General features: G+C 40.6%; 15 protein-coding genes. 13 read left to right on the top strand and 2 right to left on the bottom strand.

The genetic code is table 11. The annotated features are described in order from the left end of the window. The first annotated feature begins 132 nt into the window (after positions 1-132). The gene (locus tag OZX63_RS09195; RefSeq protein ID WP_277143432.1) at positions 133-888 is read left to right on the top strand and encodes a DUF975 family protein; all 756 of its coding nucleotides are present in this window, start codon (positions 133-135) and stop codon (positions 886-888) included. Between the two features lie 44 nt (positions 889-932). Here OZX63_RS09195 and OZX63_RS09190 read toward each other — a convergent pair whose 3' ends face one another. Further along, a complete protein-coding gene (locus tag OZX63_RS09190; protein WP_277143430.1) occupies positions 933-1,175 on the bottom strand; it encodes a hypothetical protein in 243 nt (80 codons plus the stop codon). A gap of 139 nt (positions 1,176-1,314) precedes the next feature. On the opposite strand from OZX63_RS09190, the gene OZX63_RS09185 reads away from it, so the two are divergent. The 6 genes from OZX63_RS09185 to OZX63_RS09160 all read left to right on the top strand — a co-directional run bounded on the left by OZX63_RS09185 (position 1,315) and on the right by OZX63_RS09160 (position 10,492). Continuing rightward, on the top strand, positions 1,315-2,628 hold the full coding sequence (locus tag OZX63_RS09185; RefSeq protein WP_277143428.1) for a PTS sugar transporter subunit IIC: 1,314 nt from the start codon (positions 1,315-1,317) through the stop codon (positions 2,626-2,628). Further along, the gene (locus tag OZX63_RS09180) at positions 2,615-3,463 is read left to right on the top strand and encodes an alpha/beta hydrolase (protein ID WP_277143426.1); all 849 of its coding nucleotides are present in this window, start codon (positions 2,615-2,617) and stop codon (positions 3,461-3,463) included. Before OZX63_RS09185 ends, OZX63_RS09180 begins: the two co-directional genes overlap by 14 nt. 14 nt (positions 3,464-3,477) lie before the next feature. Further along, entirely contained in the window at positions 3,478-6,018 is a 2,541-nt protein-coding gene (locus OZX63_RS09175; protein ID WP_277143424.1) for an ATP-binding cassette domain-containing protein, read from the top strand. Positions 6,019-6,208: 190 nt separating this feature from the next. Continuing rightward, positions 6,209-8,317: an ATP-dependent Clp protease ATP-binding subunit gene (locus OZX63_RS09170; protein ID WP_277143422.1), complete on the top strand. Its 2,109-nt coding sequence runs from the start codon at positions 6,209-6,211 to the stop codon at positions 8,315-8,317. Between the two features lie 181 nt (positions 8,318-8,498). Then, on the top strand, positions 8,499-9,524 hold the full coding sequence (locus OZX63_RS09165) for a branched-chain amino acid aminotransferase (protein ID WP_277145120.1): 1,026 nt from the start codon (positions 8,499-8,501) through the stop codon (positions 9,522-9,524). A 221-nt stretch (positions 9,525-9,745) separates the two neighbouring features. Then, positions 9,746-10,492 carry a DUF4097 family beta strand repeat-containing protein gene (locus OZX63_RS09160; protein WP_277143420.1) on the top strand — a complete coding sequence of 249 codons (747 nt, stop codon included), beginning with the start codon at positions 9,746-9,748 and terminating at the stop codon, positions 10,490-10,492. An 18-nt stretch (positions 10,493-10,510) separates the two neighbouring features. Here OZX63_RS09160 and OZX63_RS09155 read toward each other — a convergent pair whose 3' ends face one another. Next, positions 10,511-11,491: a LacI family DNA-binding transcriptional regulator gene (locus tag OZX63_RS09155; protein WP_277143419.1), complete on the bottom strand. Its 981-nt coding sequence runs from the start codon at positions 11,489-11,491 to the stop codon at positions 10,511-10,513. Between the two features lie 152 nt (positions 11,492-11,643). Here OZX63_RS09155 and OZX63_RS09150 point away from each other — a divergent pair, with 152 nt between their 5' ends. From OZX63_RS09150 to OZX63_RS09125, 6 genes are all read left to right on the top strand, one after another. Next, on the top strand, positions 11,644-12,291 hold the full coding sequence (locus OZX63_RS09150; protein ID WP_277143417.1) for a bifunctional 4-hydroxy-2-oxoglutarate aldolase/2-dehydro-3-deoxy-phosphogluconate aldolase: 648 nt from the start codon (positions 11,644-11,646) through the stop codon (positions 12,289-12,291). A gap of 9 nt (positions 12,292-12,300) precedes the next feature. Continuing rightward, a complete protein-coding gene (locus OZX63_RS09145; protein WP_277143416.1) occupies positions 12,301-13,326 on the top strand; it encodes a sugar kinase in 1,026 nt (341 codons plus the stop codon). 185 nt (positions 13,327-13,511) lie between these two features. Beyond that, positions 13,512-14,723 (top strand): enolase C-terminal domain-like protein, encoded by a 1,212-nt coding sequence (locus OZX63_RS09140; RefSeq protein ID WP_277143414.1) that lies wholly within the window; start codon positions 13,512-13,514, stop codon positions 14,721-14,723. 17 nt (positions 14,724-14,740) lie between these two features. Next, positions 14,741-15,457 carry a PTS transporter subunit EIIC gene (locus tag OZX63_RS09135; RefSeq protein ID WP_277143413.1) on the top strand — a complete coding sequence of 239 codons (717 nt, stop codon included), beginning with the start codon at positions 14,741-14,743 and terminating at the stop codon, positions 15,455-15,457. Continuing rightward, entirely contained in the window at positions 15,454-16,632 is a 1,179-nt protein-coding gene (locus tag OZX63_RS09130) for a glucose PTS transporter subunit IIA (RefSeq protein WP_348535265.1), read from the top strand. The genes OZX63_RS09135 and OZX63_RS09130 overlap by 4 nt, the downstream gene beginning before the upstream one ends. Before the next feature lie 39 nt (positions 16,633-16,671). Beyond that, positions 16,672-17,490 (top strand): MurR/RpiR family transcriptional regulator, encoded by an 819-nt coding sequence (locus OZX63_RS09125; protein ID WP_277143411.1) that lies wholly within the window; start codon positions 16,672-16,674, stop codon positions 17,488-17,490. The last annotated feature ends 46 nt before the right edge of the window (positions 17,491-17,536 follow it).

Below are 17,536 nucleotides of genomic sequence, written 5' to 3'. Positions count from 1 at the left end.
GCACAACACTGTGTGAGCTTAGTTCCGATGTTGGTGGAACTAGGCTTTTTTTGATACCCTAACTTCTGCTATTATTTTTATAAAAATAGTGTATAATACAAATTATATTTACTAATAAAAAGGAGCTTGACTATGACCAGAGCAGAATTAAAGGCAGAAGCAAAAGAAAAATTACGTGGTAATTGGCGCTGGGCTATTGGCGTAGCATTGATTATTTCTGTGATTAATTTAATTGTTTCTAGTCCTAGTTACATGCAATTTGCTGTGCGTGGTAACATTGCGGGAATGGATTACAAGGTTCAGCTGCAATGGTTATTGCAAATTGGCTTATCAATTTTTATTAGTTTTTTTGCATTAAGTTACGCCGTCACCTTTTTAAATTTATGTGATGGCCGCAAGGATAACATTGTTAAGTCGGCTTTTTCGGCCTTTTATGATAATCTCTTTATTCCAGAACTGCTCAATTATTTGATGCAAAATGTTTTTGAAATTTTGTGGTTGTTACTGCTGGTTATCCCTGGGTTAATTAAGTCGTATTCTTACGCGATGACGCCTTATATCGTGAAAGACATGGTAGATAGTGGTCAGCATGTTAGCTTTACTGCTGGGGTAACGGCCAGCAAAGACTTAATGGCTGGACACAAGTGGGAATTGTTTGTCCTCGATTTGAGTTTTATGGGCTGGTATATTTTGCTGTATGTAGTGGGCGGCTTAATTAGTTTTGGCTTAACCGCATTGGTCAGCGTTACAAGTCTTTCTCAAGTATTTGCTCACGCGGCAATAGTTGGCTTGTGTGTTGGTATTGGGTCATTAGTACTGACACCGTATATTCAAGCGACTAAGGCAGAATTTTACCGAAATTTGGCGGGCAACCAATTTAGGGAATAAAAAAAGCAGGAGTAAGCTCCTGCTTTTTTAGTTAGTAACAGATTTTAGAATCTGTTTAAGTCGTCAATGCTATTTTTAAATAAGTGTTCTGAATATTTAGTACTTGCCCCGCTGACGCCATCTATTTCTTGTAATGCGTCTTTGACTTGGCTAGCACTGAGATGATTAATAAGAAACGACTGCAGCGCCTTATTGGTCAATTCGTTAATACCAGATTCATTTACATCAAGATATTTTTCTACCAATTTTTCTGTTTTTTCGTTTAACTCAATTCTCTTCTTACTCATTTTCTCACCTTTCACAAACTACACTCATTATAGCATTTTTTTAAAATCTGCTGTTAAAAAACCACTAATTGTTTAGAGCTGATAGACTTAAGAGGGTTGAGTATTATTATTTAAGTTAATAAAGTAAAGGCGTAAATTAATGATTGATTTTTCTGCAAAGACTGTAGTGTGGTTGCGGCAGCGCTCATTTTTTCGAGCAACACAAAGAACACTAGTAATGTTAATGCCCATCGCTGTTTTGGGTTCATATTTTCAACTTTTATTCGATCTTGTATTTTCGCCTAACGGGTTAATTTACAATATTTTTGGTTTGGATAAAATTTTGTCAGATCATTTATGGTATGCGGGTTCCTTTGTAAGTCGCGGCATGGTGCAGGTGACTTTTGGCGTCTTTGGCGTTTATGCCGCCTATTTTATGGCGCGCTATACTGCTCGAATATATCAGCGTGATTCGACAATGGCTGGCATGGCGGCTGTGTTAGTCATTCTTTTTTGCTCGTATGCTTCAAGCAGCGGCCGCGATAGTCGCATGCCGTTTACGGCTAGCTTATTGCAGGTTGACGGTGTGTTTATTGCGTTAATTGTCGGTTACTGCGTGGGGCAGGTCTTTCATCTTCTGGGGAAGCGGTACGTTTTTGTTAAAAGTGAGAACACAAAGTGGATTCGTCATCGGGCGTGGGCGAGTGTACTGCCAATGGTCGTATCGCTGATTTTAGGTATTATTCTCGGGGTCATTATTTATGAACTCCAACTAAAAATGTTAAATTCTGCGAGTTTTAATGAAATTGTCAGCCGCATGCAAACGACCAATAATTTGGCTGAGGGCATGCTACTATCGGCAGTAATCACGCTGCTCGGCTGGCTCGGCATCGGTTATCCGCTTCGTTCAATGTCGGGGACGATTAACAATGCTTACACAGCAGAGAATTTGACCTATGCGCTGCATCACGGTAATTCATGGAATGTACCGTACAAGTTCTTAGGTAGTTCACTAATTAATAATTATGGGACGATGGGTGGTACAAGTATTGTGCTGGCAGTTATTGTGGTACTTTTGCTTAGACAAAAAAATCATGAGATTGAGGCACTGGCACTGCTCAGCTTATTACCAGTAGCGTTTAGTTCAACGTTGGGTTTTGCTGTGGGGATGCCGCTAATTTTAAACCCGTTGTTTATTTTGCCGGTATTAGTATTGCCGCTGATAAATATGCTGCTTGCTGCCTGTGCGATTAGCCTTCATATTTTACCCGTGTCTGTCTACCCAATTTTAAAAGGTACACCGGGAATTTTAATCCCGTTTTTCGGTACTAACGGTGATTGGGTAGCGTTAGTTTTCCCAATAATTTTGTTAATATTGGATGCTTGTCTATTATTACCGATTATTAAAATTGGTGAAAAGATTGAGCCCCGACTTAATTCTGAGCAAGAAGGTGCGATTAATGCGCAAAAATAAGAATTTTAAGTGGATCTGCTTACTGGTAGTCATACTACTTTTGCTGGCAATTCCAGGATATAACTGGATGAAAAAGTCCAACAATGCTCGTGCCGAACGTAGTAAATCATTATTGTCGCCGGTGATTATGGTTCCGGGGTCGAGTGCGACAACTGAGCGGTTTAACCAGTTAATCGACCAGTTGAATAAGACAACACTGCATCATCATAGCGTTTTAAAAATTAATGTTTCACGTGAATCAAAACTCTCTTACACCGGCTCAATTGGTAAAAATGACATGGAACCGTTCATTATTATCGGCTTTGATAATAACAAGGATGGTTATGCCAATATTAAAAAGCAGGCACAGTGGCTCGATATTGCCTTTGACTCGCTAATGAGTAATTATAAATTCAATAATTTTAAGGCGTTTGGTCATTCTAACGGCGGTTTAATTTGGACTTACTGGCTCGAACATTATTATGCAGACTATTCCAGTGAGACGAAAATGAAGTGCCTGATGACCTTAGGGACGCCGTATAATTTTACGGAAAATAATATGGCTAATCACACGCAAATGCTGGCTGATTTTATTAAAAGTCGCTCCAAATTACCTAAGAATTTGCGGGTGTATTCATTATCCGGCGGCAAAAATTATGAGTCAGATGGCATTGTTCCTGAATCTAGTGTTGCGGCAGGCAAGTTTATTTTTCAAAATCAGGTTAAATCGTATACGGCAATGACGGTCACGGGTAAAGAAGCCGACCATTCGGATTTGCCACAGAATAAGCAGGTTGTTCAATTGATTAGACAATATTTGCTGAAGTCGGAAAGACAACCAAAGCCAAATAAATAAAAGGGGCAATAAACATGAAATATCAAGAGCAGCCAACTCAAATTCAAGTGCGTGGTGGCCGCGTAAATAATTTAAAAAATATAAATGTCGATATTCCACTGCATAAGTTTGTTGCTATTTCTGGTCTTAGCGGATCGGGAAAATCAAGCTTGGCGATGGGAATTTTATATTCTGAAGGTGCGCGGCGTTACCTTGATTCGCTGGCGACTTATACCAGACGTCGAATTAGTCAAGTTGGTCGGGCCGCCGTTGATGAAGTAAAGCATATTCCGTCAGCTTTGGCATTACGGCAAAGGCCGACAATTCCTGGCGTGCGGTCGACGGTTGGCACGGTAACCGAAATTTTTAATATTTTACGGCTGATTTTTTCACGGTTGGGCTCGCCGGTTTGTCCTAATGGGCATCGGGTGGCACCGACAATTAAAATTGCTCAAGCAATGGACTTATCGGGGGATGCGATGGGGCAAATAACCTGTCCAACTTGCGGCGTTCAATTTTATGCGTTTAGTGCAGAAGACTTTGCCTTTAACTCTGATGGTGCCTGTACACAATGTCAGGGTCTTGGCACAGTTGAGCAGATTGATGACGACAAGATTATTGCCGATGAAAATCTATCGCTTGAGCAAGGTGCTGTGGCTACATGGCAGATTCCGGGACGTAACTGGATGTGGCGGATTGCACGTGAGCTCGGCGTCCGTACCGATATTCCGTATAAGGAACTAACAGCTAAGGAAAAGCAAATTGTTTTACATGGTGAAGAACGAAAAATTCCAATTGATCTGCCAACCTCAACTGGGCGCGTCTATCATTTAGACGCTTTATATGAAAATGCCTATAATGCTGTTGCTAATTCGCGTAAAACAACCAAGTCAGAACGCGGTTTAGAGCGAATTAATGCCTTTTACCGGTTTAGCACCTGTCCACGCTGTCATGGCTCGCGGATTGATCCTAGTCGCTGGACACAGTTAGTTGCCGGTAAAAATATTGTGGCGGCAGAACAACTAACTCTGGGTGAGTTAAATGATTATATGCAGGCGATTTTGGCTGAATTACCAGAAAATATGCAGGCATTGGCTCAAAATTTAACTGGTGAATTGATGCATCAAGTTAAGCCACTATTAAAGTTAGGCTTAGATTATCTAAGTTTGGCGCGGCAAGCTAGCACCTTATCAACGGGAGAATTGCAACGAATACAGTTGGGCCGGACGCTTAGAACGGAAACGACTGGCGTATTGTACGTTTTAGATGAGCCGTCTGTTGGTCTGCACCCGGATAATGTGGCCGGATTAATTGATGTTTTTCATGAACTGGTTAATCAGGGGAATTCCTTGGTGGTTGTTGACCATGAAACGTCAATTATTAACGCGGCCGATTGGATTATTGAGATTGGCCCGGGATCTGGCAGTCAAGGTGGCCAAATTATTGCTCAGGGCACGCCCGATCAGATTAAGCAAAATGAAAGTTCACACATTGGCCCTTATCTAACAGGTAACGCACCTTTACAAGTTAGGCCGCAGGCTAAAGAAGCCACGTTGTTTGCCAAGGGGAAGATTACTTTTACAGTTACTGATCGTTTTAATCTACACGATGTTCACGCGCAAATTCCCGTTGGTCGCTTGACCTCAATTACTGGCTTTTCCGGTGCTGGCAAGACAACGATGATTCTTGATTCGCTTTTACCAGCTCTTAAGGCGCAAAAAAAGCACGAGCCTGGACCAGCCTGGGTCAAGGATTTAGCAGCCAGCGGAATTACGAATGTGGTTAGTGTAGATTCTGCGCCAGTTGGTAAAAACCAGCGGTCGACAGTTGCGACGTATACTGACATTATGACGAATTTGCGCAAATTATTCGCCAACCAGCCGCTGGCAAAGCAGTTAAAATATAAGGCCACACATTTTTCTTATAATAATAAAGAAGGTGCTTGTCCAGCCTGTGGTGGGACGGGGGTAATTGCACTTGATATTCAATATTTGCCTGATATGGTGGAAACTTGTTCTGTGTGTGGCGGGCGACGCTATAACTCCAAAGTTTTGCAAGTTAAATGGCAGGGACTGAGTATTGCGGATGTTTTAGCTCTCTCAGTTGATGATGTACTCAATCAAGGAGTGTTTGCAAAAGTGCCAGCAATTCAAAAAACTGTCACCACCTTGCACGATATGGGATTGGGCTACCTGCATTTAGGCGAGTCAACGCCGGCTTTATCAGGTGGTGAAGCGCAGCGGATGAAACTAACCAGTCACTTGCACCGTAAACAAAAGGGCAGTCTGTTTGTCTTTGATGAGCCGACGGTTGGGCTGCATCCGTATGATGTGCGGACATTGCTAGCAGTTTTGCAAAAATTGTTAGCTCAGCAGGCAACAATTATTACAATTACTCACGACTTAGATGTGATAGCTAACAGTGATTATATGATTGATATGGGACCGCGTGGTGGCCAGCAGGGAGGTAAGATAGTTGCTAGTGGCATACCTGTGGATATTTCTGAAAATTCCACAAGTTTGACTGCAAAATATCTGCGTAAACACTACGATTTATATCAAAAAAATAATAAATAGACTATACAAAATGCTGATTTATCGGCATTTTTTTGTTTACCTAAGAATAAAGCTATACGTTGTGGAAAAGTAAGACAAATAATTTGCTATTTGTGGATAACCTGTTATAATTTAGGATGTAAACAGATTAGCACTCTAATTCATAGAGTGCTAATTGAAGACGCAAAACTATAATAAGGGGTGTTAATAAATGGCATACTTTGATAACGATTTTGATAATTTATTTAACGAATTAAACAATTCTTTCTTTGGTAATATGAAGGATTCTGACAACGGCTCAATTCCAATCCATTATTCAGGTGATATGCACTTGTCGCCACAAAATTTTAATGGTCAAGGTCCAGTTGCTGGTCCAGACCCTAAGCAGGACAAGCCAATTGGTGTTGACTTAGTTGAGCAGGCTAAGAAGCATAAATATGATCCTGTAATTGGTCGTGATGAGCAAATTCAGGAAGTAATCGAGATTTTAAGTCGGCGGAAAAAGAATAATCCTGTCTTGGTTGGACCTGCTGGTGTTGGTAAGACAGCGATTGTTGAAGGCTTGGCACAGAAGATTGCGAGCGGCGATGTTCCGGACAAGATGAAGGACAAGCATATTATTGATGTGAATATTAATGATATGGTTGCGGGTTCTAGCTTGCGGGGCAGTTTTGAAGAACGCTTGAAGAAGGTCATTGACCAAGCTAAAAAAGACCCGAACATTATCTTGTTCATTGATGAATTGCACAACATTGTCGGTGCTGGTTCAACTGACTCTGAAAATAATAGTGGGGATGCTGCCAACATTTTGAAGCCAGCTTTAGCCAGTGGCGATTTGAATTTAATTGGGGCAACGACCACCAGCGAATACCGTAGAATTGAAAATGATGCGGCTTTGGCTCGGCGTTTCCAACCAGTACAAGTACCAGAACCATCGGCCGATGTAACCGTTAAAATTCTGGAAGGCTTAAAGAAGAAGTACGAAGAATATCACCACGTTAAATACGATGATAGTGCTTTGCGCCTGGCAGTTGAATTATCACAGCGTTACATTCAAGGCCGGTATTTACCAGATAAGGCAATTGACTTAATGGATGAGGCTGGTGCCAAAAAAGGCTTGGATACTGTTCCCGAAGATGAAGCTAGTCTGCAGAAGCGAATTGAGCACCTTGAACACGAGAAGAAAGAGGCTGCTGCAAAGGAAGACTACACTAGAGCTAGTGATTTAAAGAAGCAAATCAAGGAATTGACCGATAAAAAAGATCACGTTCATGATGTTGCAACGCCGCGAGTTACGGATCAAGATATTTATGCCTTAATTGAGGCAAGAACCAAGATTCCGATGAGTGAATTGCATGCAAGTGAAGGACAACATAATCTTGACTTAGCTAAACGACTAAAGAAGGCGGTAATTGATCAAGATAGTGCGATTGATATTATTACCGATGCAATTGCACGTAAGCAAGTCTTCAAAGACAACGATCGCCCAACTGGTTCATTTTTGCTCACTGGTCCAACTGGGGTTGGTAAGACAGAATTGGCCAAGCAATTAGCAATTCAATTGTTCGGTGGTGAAAATCACTTAATTCGCCTCGATATGTCAGAATATCAGGACCAGATGGCAGTTAACAAATTAATCGGTTCTGCTCCGGGTTACGTTGGCTATGGTGAAGGTGGTCAATTAACTGAAAAAGTTCGTCACCAGCCGTATAGTTTGATTTTGTTTGATGAAATTGAAAAAGCTAACCCACAAGTCTTCAATGCATTGCTGCAGATTATGGATGATGGTCGCTTAACAGATGCCCAAGGCAGGACAGTTTCCTTCAAGGATACAATCTTAATTATGACTTCTAATGCCGGCTTTTCTGACAATTTACTTAAGGATGGTAAAGTTGACCATGATAAAATGATTAAGGCTCTAGAAGCTTACTTTAGACCTGAATTCTTGAACCGGCTGGATGCGATTGTGCCGTTTAACTCCTTGAGTGAAGAAGATATGACCAAGATTATCGATATTTACCTCAAGAAGATGGACCAAGTTCTTGCCAAGAGAAAAGTTAAGGTTGATGTTTCACATGAAACTAAGGCCTATATTGCAGAGAAGGGTTATGACAAGAAGTTTGGTGCACGGCCATTGCGTCGGGTAGTTGAGCAAGATTTGGAAACGCCAATTGCTAAACTGCTAATGAAAGAGCCGGACACTAAGGAAGTTAAGTTTACTGCTGATGATAAGCATGTTTACTTAAACGGTGAGGCAATATTGGATATTAATCCTAAGGTAGAAGCCGACGCCGAAAAAGTCGGAAAAGAAGAGAAATAATTTAATTTTAAAAACATCACTTTTTGGAAGTGGCGTTTTTGTTATATATAGGTAGAAAAACTATCATCTGCTATTGACATCTGTATCTTTATGAGTTAAATTAGGTAGCAATTAAATAATTATGAAAATAACATGACATAAATTTTCATATCTATCCTAGAAATTAATAAGTGGAGGTACTCTGATGAAACAGAAGCTAGAAGATCTTGATTGGAATAATCTGGGCTTTTCATATCGCGATCTGCCATATCGTTATGAAGCTAAATATAAAGATGGTGAATGGCAAGAAGGAAAATTAGTTGAAGATTCGACTGTGACTCTTTCCGAAGGTGCAGAAGTGTTGCACTATGGCCAGGAAATTTTCGAAGGCCTGAAGGCTTATCGTAGAAAAGACGGTAAGATTAATCTGTTCCGGCCTGATCAAAATGCCCACCGGTTTACTTTATCAGCTGAACGTTTAGCAATGCCACCATATCCAGAAGATAAATTCGTTGAGGCAGTTAAGCAAGTTGTGCTGGCTAATAAGGAATATGTGCCACCATATGACAGTGGCGCAACGCTTTATGTTCGGCCGTTTATGATTGGCACCTCGCAAGCTTTGGGTGTTGCTGCAGCGACAGAATATACTCTGCGGATTTTCGCTACACCGGTTGGTGCATATATTAAGGGCTTGAATCCAGCAGCTTACAAAGTTAGTCCGTATGACCGTGCTGCTTATGCTGGGACAGGTCAAGCTAAGACTTCTGGAAACTACGCCAGCAGCTTGTTGCCATCAGTTGAAGCACATAAAGAAGGCTTTGCCGACTGCTTGTACCTTGACCCACGCGAGCACAAGTATGTTGATGAATTTGGTGGTGCCAACTTCTTCGGCATTACTCAAGAAGGTCAATTTGTTACACCAAAATCCGAATCAATTTTGGTTTCAATCACTAAGAGATCCTTGCTTGAAGTTGCTAAGCGTCAAGGCTTGAACCCAGTTGAACGTCAAATCACTTTGGAAGAAGCCTTCAAGATGAAGGAAGCCGGCGCAATGGGTACGGCTGCCGTAATTTCACCAGTCGGTTCAATCACTTACAAGGGACAAAAGCATGTCATTTACAGTGAAGACAAGACTGGTCCTGTCACAACCAAGTTGTACAATGAATTGATTGCTATCCAATATGGTGATAAAGAGGGCCCTGAAGGTTGGGTACAAACAATCGATTAAAATTTGATAGAAATACTGAATGAAACAAAACCCCGAAGTTAGATTTTCCTAATTTCGGGGTTTTATTATGACCTTGGTCTTAAAGTAGGCAGCAATATTTTCAGTTTCTTATTACTGCCTCTTAGGCAAGGTAAGCGACCACTTACTGAATTTTGGTTGTTTTTATTAATAAATAGTCTTTAATGGTGAGTATAACAAAACAACTTACAAGGAGAACAACGATGACTTTTACTAATCAAATGACACACACAATTCCCGCTGCCGCTTTTACCAATATCAAAATTAATGTTAAAAATGCGGCCGTTACGATTACCGCCGCAGCAGCTTACCAGGTTACACTTACAGATACTAAGAAGCAGACTTTACACGCTGAAGTTAGGGGCAATGACTTAATTGTTACTGAAAGTGATGCCGATATTGTTCAGCTTAATTTACTTCACTTATACCTAGAGCAGCCTCGAATTGAGATTACCATTCCTAATGAGGCAGCTTTAGACATGATTGAGATTAATGATTGTAATGGCAGCATCAATCTTGCCGCTATAACTTGCAATCATTTAGTATTGGAACTTAAAAATGGCGCTAGTAAATTAGATGGACTGAAAGTTACTAGGCAAGTGACACTTAAAACGGCCAATGGTTCTGTAACAATTGCACAATCTAGTTTGCCGCAGACAATACTGCGCATTGCCAATGGCAGTATTAAAATTAATCACAGCCAATTGACTCTTGATGCTCGATTAAAAAATGGTGGTGCCAAAATTGATGCCAGTCAATTATTGGGACAGAATATCCTGAAGTTAACTAACGGCGGCGTGCGCATTACTCAAGCTGATCCAACCAGTGACTATCAATTATCAACAGTAGCCGGGCATGTGCGCTGCTTTGCCAACCAGACAGGCAGAAACTTCACTAGCGATAATCATGTAAAAATCACTACCATTACTGGTGGTATTACGGTTAGCTAAACAAAAATTTGCTAGTGCCTATTTGGGCTTAAATTCCGTTTTAATGGTTGTGACTTCGGGAATATTTTGATTTTCGTTTAGTAACTTAAGCATGATTTGACCAGCGCTTTTACCCATTTGGTAAGGATTTTGAATAATCATTTTAGCAGTGGGCCAAATCGTTGAAATTAAATCGGTGTCGGCAAAGCCTGAAATTTGTAGTTTCTTTTCGTTAAGCAGCTTATCATTGATTAGCCGCGGCAACAGGGCAAGTAGCCACCGCTCTTCAAGGAAGAAGAGAACGGTTTTTCGATTATCGGTTAAAGCTTTACCTATTTTTTGATAGACAGCATCTTGATTGCTCTCATCGTTAAATTCTAGAATTGTTGCCTGAGGGTAGACTTCTTTAATTCCTGCTAAGCGTTCCTGTCTTGTGGAAGCGACAGAAATTGGTGAAGATAAGACAATTGCATCGGTACAGTTGTGCTGAGAGAAATATTTAGCTGCGCGATAGCTAGCACTGCGATTATCACTTAAAACTTGCGGCCAGGGAGAGTAGGCTAATTTACGATCAAGGATAACGATGGGAATTTTGCGGCGCACCTCATCTTTAATCGTGGCAACGTCGCTACTTAAAGGCTGTAAAATCAGGCCATCATAAGTGTTTAAACCAACGGCATTGATTAAATGTTCTTCCTTTTGTTGCTGCGAGTCGGTGTCTAGCATCACTGTTGTATAACCGACAGGCTCTAGAACTGAGCTGGCTCCTTTAAATAATTCGGTTGAAAATGAGTCGGCAATATTGGCTACAATAATCGCAATTGTTTTACTTTTATTGGTAATCAATTGTTGGGCTGCTGCATTAGGTACGTAATTTAGTTGTTCAATTGCACTCGCAACCTTTTGGGCAGTCGTTTGTGACATTCGATTATATTTTCCGTGCAAAAATCGTGACACGGTTGCGATTGATACGCCCGCTAGGTTAGCGACATCTTTAATACTAGCTGTTTTTCTTTTCATAAAAGCCTCAAATTCAATGTTTATATCGCTATTATAGCAAACAACTAATCGGGAGGGATGAATTATCATCACTTCCAAGATAATGATTGAAAAAAATAAGGTAAAGGTTTACCATAAAGTTATAATTAGTGATAAAAATCGGAGGAAATATTATGCAAAAGACTGAAACATTGCTTGCAGTGCAGAATGCGGGTGTGGTTGCTGTTGTTCGCGGTAAGTCAAAAGAAGAAGCTTACAAGACAGCAGTTGCTTGTATTAAAGGCGGCGTTAAGGCAATCGAATTAACATTCACTGCACCACAAGCAGATGAAATTATTCGCGAGCTTCACGATGAATATAGCGCTGACCCAGAAGTTGTTGTTGGTGCCGGCACAGTATTAGATGCTGTCACTGCAAGAATTGCCATTATGGCGGGTGCTAAATTTATCGTTGCGCCATCCTTTGATAAGGAAGTTGCATTATTGTGTAATGAATACCAAATTCCTTACATGCCGGGCTGCATGACAGTTACTGAAATTCAAACGGCAATGCGTTATGGTGCAGAAATTGTCAAAGTATTTCCGGGCAGTGTCTTGGGTCGCGGCTTTATCAAGGCAGTTAAGGCACCACTACCTCAAGTTAACATTATGCCAACTGGTGGCGTTAACCTTGAGAACATGCACGAATGGTTTGAAGCCGGTGTTGTTGTCGTTGGTGCCGGCAGCAATTTAACTGCAGCAGCTGCTAAAGGTGACTACGATGCAGTGACTAAACAAGCAGAAGCCTACCATAAGGAAATTTTAAGAATCCAAGGAAAATAGGTGAGACGAATGCAGAAGGTAGTAACTTTTGGCGAAATGATGCTGCGGCTTAAGCCAGCAGAGAACCAACGGATTATCCAAACTGATACTTTTTCGGGTCTTTACGGTGGTGCGGAAGCTAATGTCGCAACTTCTTTGTCATTACTTGGCGATCATGCGCAGTTTGTTTCTAAAGTACCGCAAAATGCGGTTGGTCAAGCAGCCTTAGGAACTTTGCGCCGCTATGGTGTCGACACAGCTGAAATGCGGATTGGTGGCCCAAGACTAGGTATTTATTTCTTTGAAAAAGGTGCGAGTGTTCGCAACACCAGTGTGGTTTATGATCGTGCTGGTAGTTCATTTGCAGTTTCAAAGGCGGCCGAATATAACTGGGCCGAAATTTTGCAGGATGCCAGTTATTTCTACTTCTCAGGAATTACGCCCGCTGTTTCCACTGAAATGTTTCAGGCGGTATTAGCAGCCTGTCAATATTGTCTTGACCATGATATTCAAGTCGTGTGCGATCTGAATTATCGCGGTAAAATGTGGTCTCCAGAAAAAGCGCAACAGGCAATGGCACAATTGATGCCGTATGTCGATGTTTGTTTGGCAAATGATGAAGATTTTGAAGCAACACTGGGTATCAAGGCTTTTGATGGTGATATGAGTCGCGGCATTGAACAAAAAGATGCTTTTATCAAGGGGATGCAAGCCATCACTGCTAAGTACCCTAAGTGTCAAACAGTTGCTAGCGTCTTACGCAACATTCATTCTGTTGAGGATTCGGAATGGATGGCGCTGATGATTGATCACGGGCAAGTTTATGAAACACCGATTTATAAGATGCACGTGTGGGAAGGCGTTGCTGCCGGCGATGCCTTTGGTGCGGGGTTAATGCATGGTTTATTGCATGATTTCAGTGCCCAAGATAGACTTGATTATGCGATTGCTGCCAGCGTTTTGAAGCTGACAATTAGCGGCGATCTTAATTTGGTTACTGATGCGGAGATTCGTGCGGTAATGGATAAGCAGAGCAATATGCGTGTGTTAAGATAAAAATTTTTATAAAAGAGTAAGAGTCTTACGGTTGTAAGGCTCTTTTTTTGTTTAAAAAATTTTTTAAGAAATAAAAAATTATTCAACTTGCGAAGTAAAAATTCAAATGGTCAAGAAGTATATCTATTTTTCGAGGAAGCCCTTACAATAAAAATTGTTTTAGAAAGCGAGAGGTGAAGTGATTCATGAAGAAATTGGTAATAACAGATGTTAAAACCATTATCACTGCTCCGGAAGGAATAAATTTATTGGTCGTCAAAGTGTTGACAAATGACCCAAGCATTTATGGTGTCGGGTGTGCAACATTTACTCAAAGAATCAAGGTCGTTAAGAAGGCAATTGACAGCTATCTTAAGCCGATGTTGATTGGGAAATCCCCAAACAATATTGAAGATATTTGGCAGGCCTGCACAGCTAACTCCTACTGGCGCAATGGTCCAGTTCTCAATAATGCAGTAGCAGGAATTGACATGGCCTTGTGGGATATTAAGGGTAAGTTGGCTGACATGCCGCTATATGAATTGTTTGGTGGTAAATGTCGCGATGCCATTCCTGCATATACTCATGTTGATGCTTCTTCGGTAGATGATGCCGTTAAGCAGGTTCAAGGTAAGGTCGACCAGGGCTGGACTAATATTCGGGTTCAAGTTAACGGTTATGGTGGTTCAGATTACGGTCCAGTGACTGGGCCCAATGATGGTGTTTATTATGATCCGTACTTGTACATGGATACAGTTTTACGAGCTTTTACTAAGGTTCATGATGTGTTCGGCGACAAGATAAGGCTAATTCATGATGTTCATGAGAGATTGACGCCTAATCAGGCAATTACTTTTTTAAGAAAAATGGAGAAGTTCTCGCCGCTATTCATGGAAGATGTTGTTCCACTAGAACAAATGGATTGGTTAGGTAGAGTTAGGGAGCAGACAAGTGTTCCTCTATCGATGGGTGAATTGTTTAATAATCCACGCGAATGGATGAAGGTAATTCAGGATCGTGACATTGACTTTATCAGATGCCATATTAGTCAGATTGGTGGTATTACTCCAATCAGGAAGTTAATTGCTTTTGCCGATTTGTATGGCATCCAGACTTCATGGCATGGCCCGGGAGACTTGTCAGCTATTGGTCATGCTGTCAATGCCCAATTGAGTTTATCTTCACACAATTGTGGTGTTCAGGAGTGGAGCAATAGCATTAAGGAAAATACTTATCGGGTATTTCCGGGGACACCTACTGTTCGTGATGGTTATATTTATGTTAATGACCGCCCTGGTATCGGCGTCGATATTGATGAAGAAGCGGCTAAAGAATATCCGGAAATTTCATTTAAGGATGATTGGACCAGTGATTGGACAATTAGCCGATTGCCAGATGGCACTTGCGTTAGACCATAAATAAGGAGGTAAGAACGTTGAAAACCAATGATCGTAATATTGCTAAAGAAATTTTGGCAAACATAGGCGGAAAAAATAATATCAAGAACGTGTCACATTGTTCAACTAGACTTAGAATTACGCCGTTTGATAAAAGTAAGATTAATGAAGACGGCATTAGTTCAATTGCTGGCGTTAAGGGTGAATTTTATTCTGGTGATCAGTTCCAAGTTATCTTGGGTACTGGGCTAGTAGACCGAATTTACAATTTGGTATCTAATAACGATAACCAAGATGGCGGGCAAGCTAGTCAATATGAGGGCATGTCCTTACCACAAAAAGTGTCCCGAATTTTGGGAGATATTTTTATCCCTGTAATTCCTGCTTTAGTTGCAACTGGATTATTCAGTGGGATTATTAACTGCTTGACGGCATTTAATGTTCACATGAGTCCAGCTGCATTGACTATTGCCACAGTTTTGATGAAAACAGCATTCACTTTCCTACCAGTTTTAATTGCATGGTCGGGAATGCGCCAATTTGGTGGGTCACCAGTATTGGGCTTAATCCTCGGTTTGATGTTAGTTAACCCGCTCTTGCCTAACCCTAACGATATTATTAAGGGGACGGCAAAGGCACTGACGATTAATATCTTTGGCATTCAAGACAATGTTGTTAGCTATGCCGGTTCAGTCTTACCTGCCTTAGTAGTAGTTATGCTAGCTGCATATATTGAGAAAAAGCTGAAAAGATAGTTCCAGATAGTTTAGACTTAATAATTACACCGTTTGTTACACTGCTGATTTCAGGATTACTTGGTCTGTTAGTTATTGGGCCAGTTTGCCAGGAAATTGAACACGGTATCTTGTTTGTTGCCAAGGCTGTAATTAATCTGCCATTTGGTTTAGGTGGATTAATTATTGGTGGTACCCAACAGGCAATTGTGGTTACGGGGATGCACCATATCTTCTTAGCCCTAGAATCTAGCCTGCTTGCTACGACTGGTTTCAACCAATTTAACGCAATGATTACTGGTGGGATTATCGCCCAAGCAACCGCAGCTCTAGTAACTGGATTGAAAGTTAAGGATGCTAAGAAGCGCAGTCTATACACTTCTTCATCATTGCCAGCATTTTTGGGAATTACTGAACCTGCTATCTTTGGTGTTAACTTACAATTCGGGATGCCATTTATCTTCGCTCTATGTGGTGGTGCTGTTTCAGGGATGGTAGCTGGTTTACTGCATGCCGCAAGTTCTGGCATGGGCGTAGCTGCTATTCCGGGTTTAGTTACATATTTGTACAGTAAACAAGCATTGATTAACTATTTTATTATTCATATTACAGCGATGTTAGTTTCTGGTTCACTAGTTTACTTCTTCTTTGATCCTAATAAGAAGATTCAAGAGTGGGAACAAGCTAAAGCTGGTAAGGATGTTGCTAATGATGAGCCGGTTGCAACAACAAACAGTAATTCTGGTGAAATAGTTGCTCCAGTTACAGGACAAATTGTGCCAGCTAAAGATATTAAAGATGAAACTTTTGCTCAAGAGATTTTAGGTAAAACAATAGCGATTGAACCGACAACTGGTGAAGTAACTTCACCTGTTACGGGTCAGGTAGTGATGCTAGCCAAGACCAAGCATGCAATCGGACTTAAAGATGCTCGGACTGGCTGTGAGATTTTGCTGCATTTAGGAATTGATACAGTTGACCTGCACGGCGAGGGCTTTACTGCTGAGGTTGAGCAGGGCGAAGAAGTCACACAAGGCCAGCCGCTAATTAAAATGGATTTAGCTAATATTAAACAGGCTGGCTATGATCCGATAGTAGTCATGATTATTACAGATAATAATGGCCATCAAGTTGAAAAGCCGGAAGATAATCTAAAGCAAATAGATGCGAGTGAAAACTTGTTGTACCTAGCATAATCAGGTTCTTTGTTTAATGTACTTGAAATAGATAGAATAATGACAGACAATGCAATTAGTCAACGAATTATTTTATTAATGATGGTTCATTTAATGGAGGTAGTGCTGGTGATTGACGATCTAGTAATTAAAAACTTTGAGCGGCTTACAGATACTGATAAACATATTTGGCAGGTCATAAAATCTTCTAAAAAATCGGTTTTATCATTAAATTTGACACAACTAGCATCCAAATGTAACGTATCGCCGTCAGCAATCGTTCGTTTTTCTAAAAGAATTTCTTTACAAGGATTTTCAGAAATGCGCTATTTGCTCAAGCAGGAAAATATTGTTCCTAGAATTGATGAGGATATTTTTCATCAATATCAGGTACAAATTAATGAATTTGTTGAACAAATAATTAACAAGGACTTTACGGATATTTGTCGAGCACTATTAAAAAGCAAAAAAGTTTTTGTCTATGGTACAGGAACGCTGCAGCGAAATATTGCTCAAGAAATTAGACGGTTATTCTTAACGATTAATATCACCATTTTCTTCATTGAAGGTGTTGATGAGTTGTCGTCATTACCTAAGTCGCTAACTAAAGATGACATTGTGATTTTAATTACGCTAAAGGGAACTTCTGATAACGCAAGATTGTTTGCTAGACAGTTGCGAACGAGCGGGGTGCCATTCATCTCTGTGGTTGAACGCGTTGATAATGAAATTTCGCGCCTGAGTAATTACAATATTTTTGTTGATCCAGTCGAATTAAAAGTTACAGACGGCCAGTACCTATCTGTCAAAGATCCCTACTTTATTTTTGCGAGTGTTTTGTATTTGAAAATGTATCTTTATACTTTTCGTGAAAAATAAGGCATAAAAATTTTATTATGATCGAGTTTACAATAATTTTATACAT

It is taken from the genome of Lactobacillus sp. ESL0700, from assembly GCF_029392095.1.
In the GTDB taxonomy this organism is placed as follows: domain Bacteria; phylum Bacillota; class Bacilli; order Lactobacillales; family Lactobacillaceae; genus Lactobacillus.
This window is presented reverse-complemented; position numbering and strand designations above follow the sequence as displayed.

Coding starts and splice junctions, on each gene's coding strand:
- OZX63_RS09175 (WP_277143424.1), top strand. CDS start 3,478: ATGAAATATCAAGAGCAGCCAACTCAAATTCAAGTGCGTGGTGGCCGC.
- OZX63_RS09180 (WP_277143426.1), top strand. CDS start 2,615: ATGCGCAAAAATAAGAATTTTAAGTGGATCTGCTTACTGGTAGTCATA.
- OZX63_RS09160 (WP_277143420.1), top strand. CDS start 9,746: ATGACTTTTACTAATCAAATGACACACACAATTCCCGCTGCCGCTTTT.
- OZX63_RS09125 (WP_277143411.1), top strand. CDS start 16,672: ATGACAGACAATGCAATTAGTCAACGAATTATTTTATTAATGATGGTT.
- OZX63_RS09145 (WP_277143416.1), top strand. CDS start 12,301: ATGCAGAAGGTAGTAACTTTTGGCGAAATGATGCTGCGGCTTAAGCCA.
- OZX63_RS09195 (WP_277143432.1), top strand. CDS start 133: ATGACCAGAGCAGAATTAAAGGCAGAAGCAAAAGAAAAATTACGTGGT.
- OZX63_RS09150 (WP_277143417.1), top strand. CDS start 11,644: ATGCAAAAGACTGAAACATTGCTTGCAGTGCAGAATGCGGGTGTGGTT.
- OZX63_RS09185 (WP_277143428.1), top strand. CDS start 1,315: ATGATTGATTTTTCTGCAAAGACTGTAGTGTGGTTGCGGCAGCGCTCA.
- OZX63_RS09190 (WP_277143430.1), bottom strand. CDS start 1,175: ATGAGTAAGAAGAGAATTGAGTTAAACGAAAAAACAGAAAAATTGGTA.
- OZX63_RS09170 (WP_277143422.1), top strand. CDS start 6,209: ATGGCATACTTTGATAACGATTTTGATAATTTATTTAACGAATTAAAC.
- OZX63_RS09155 (WP_277143419.1), bottom strand. CDS start 11,491: ATGAAAAGAAAAACAGCTAGTATTAAAGATGTCGCTAACCTAGCGGGC.
- OZX63_RS09140 (WP_277143414.1), top strand. CDS start 13,512: ATGAAGAAATTGGTAATAACAGATGTTAAAACCATTATCACTGCTCCG.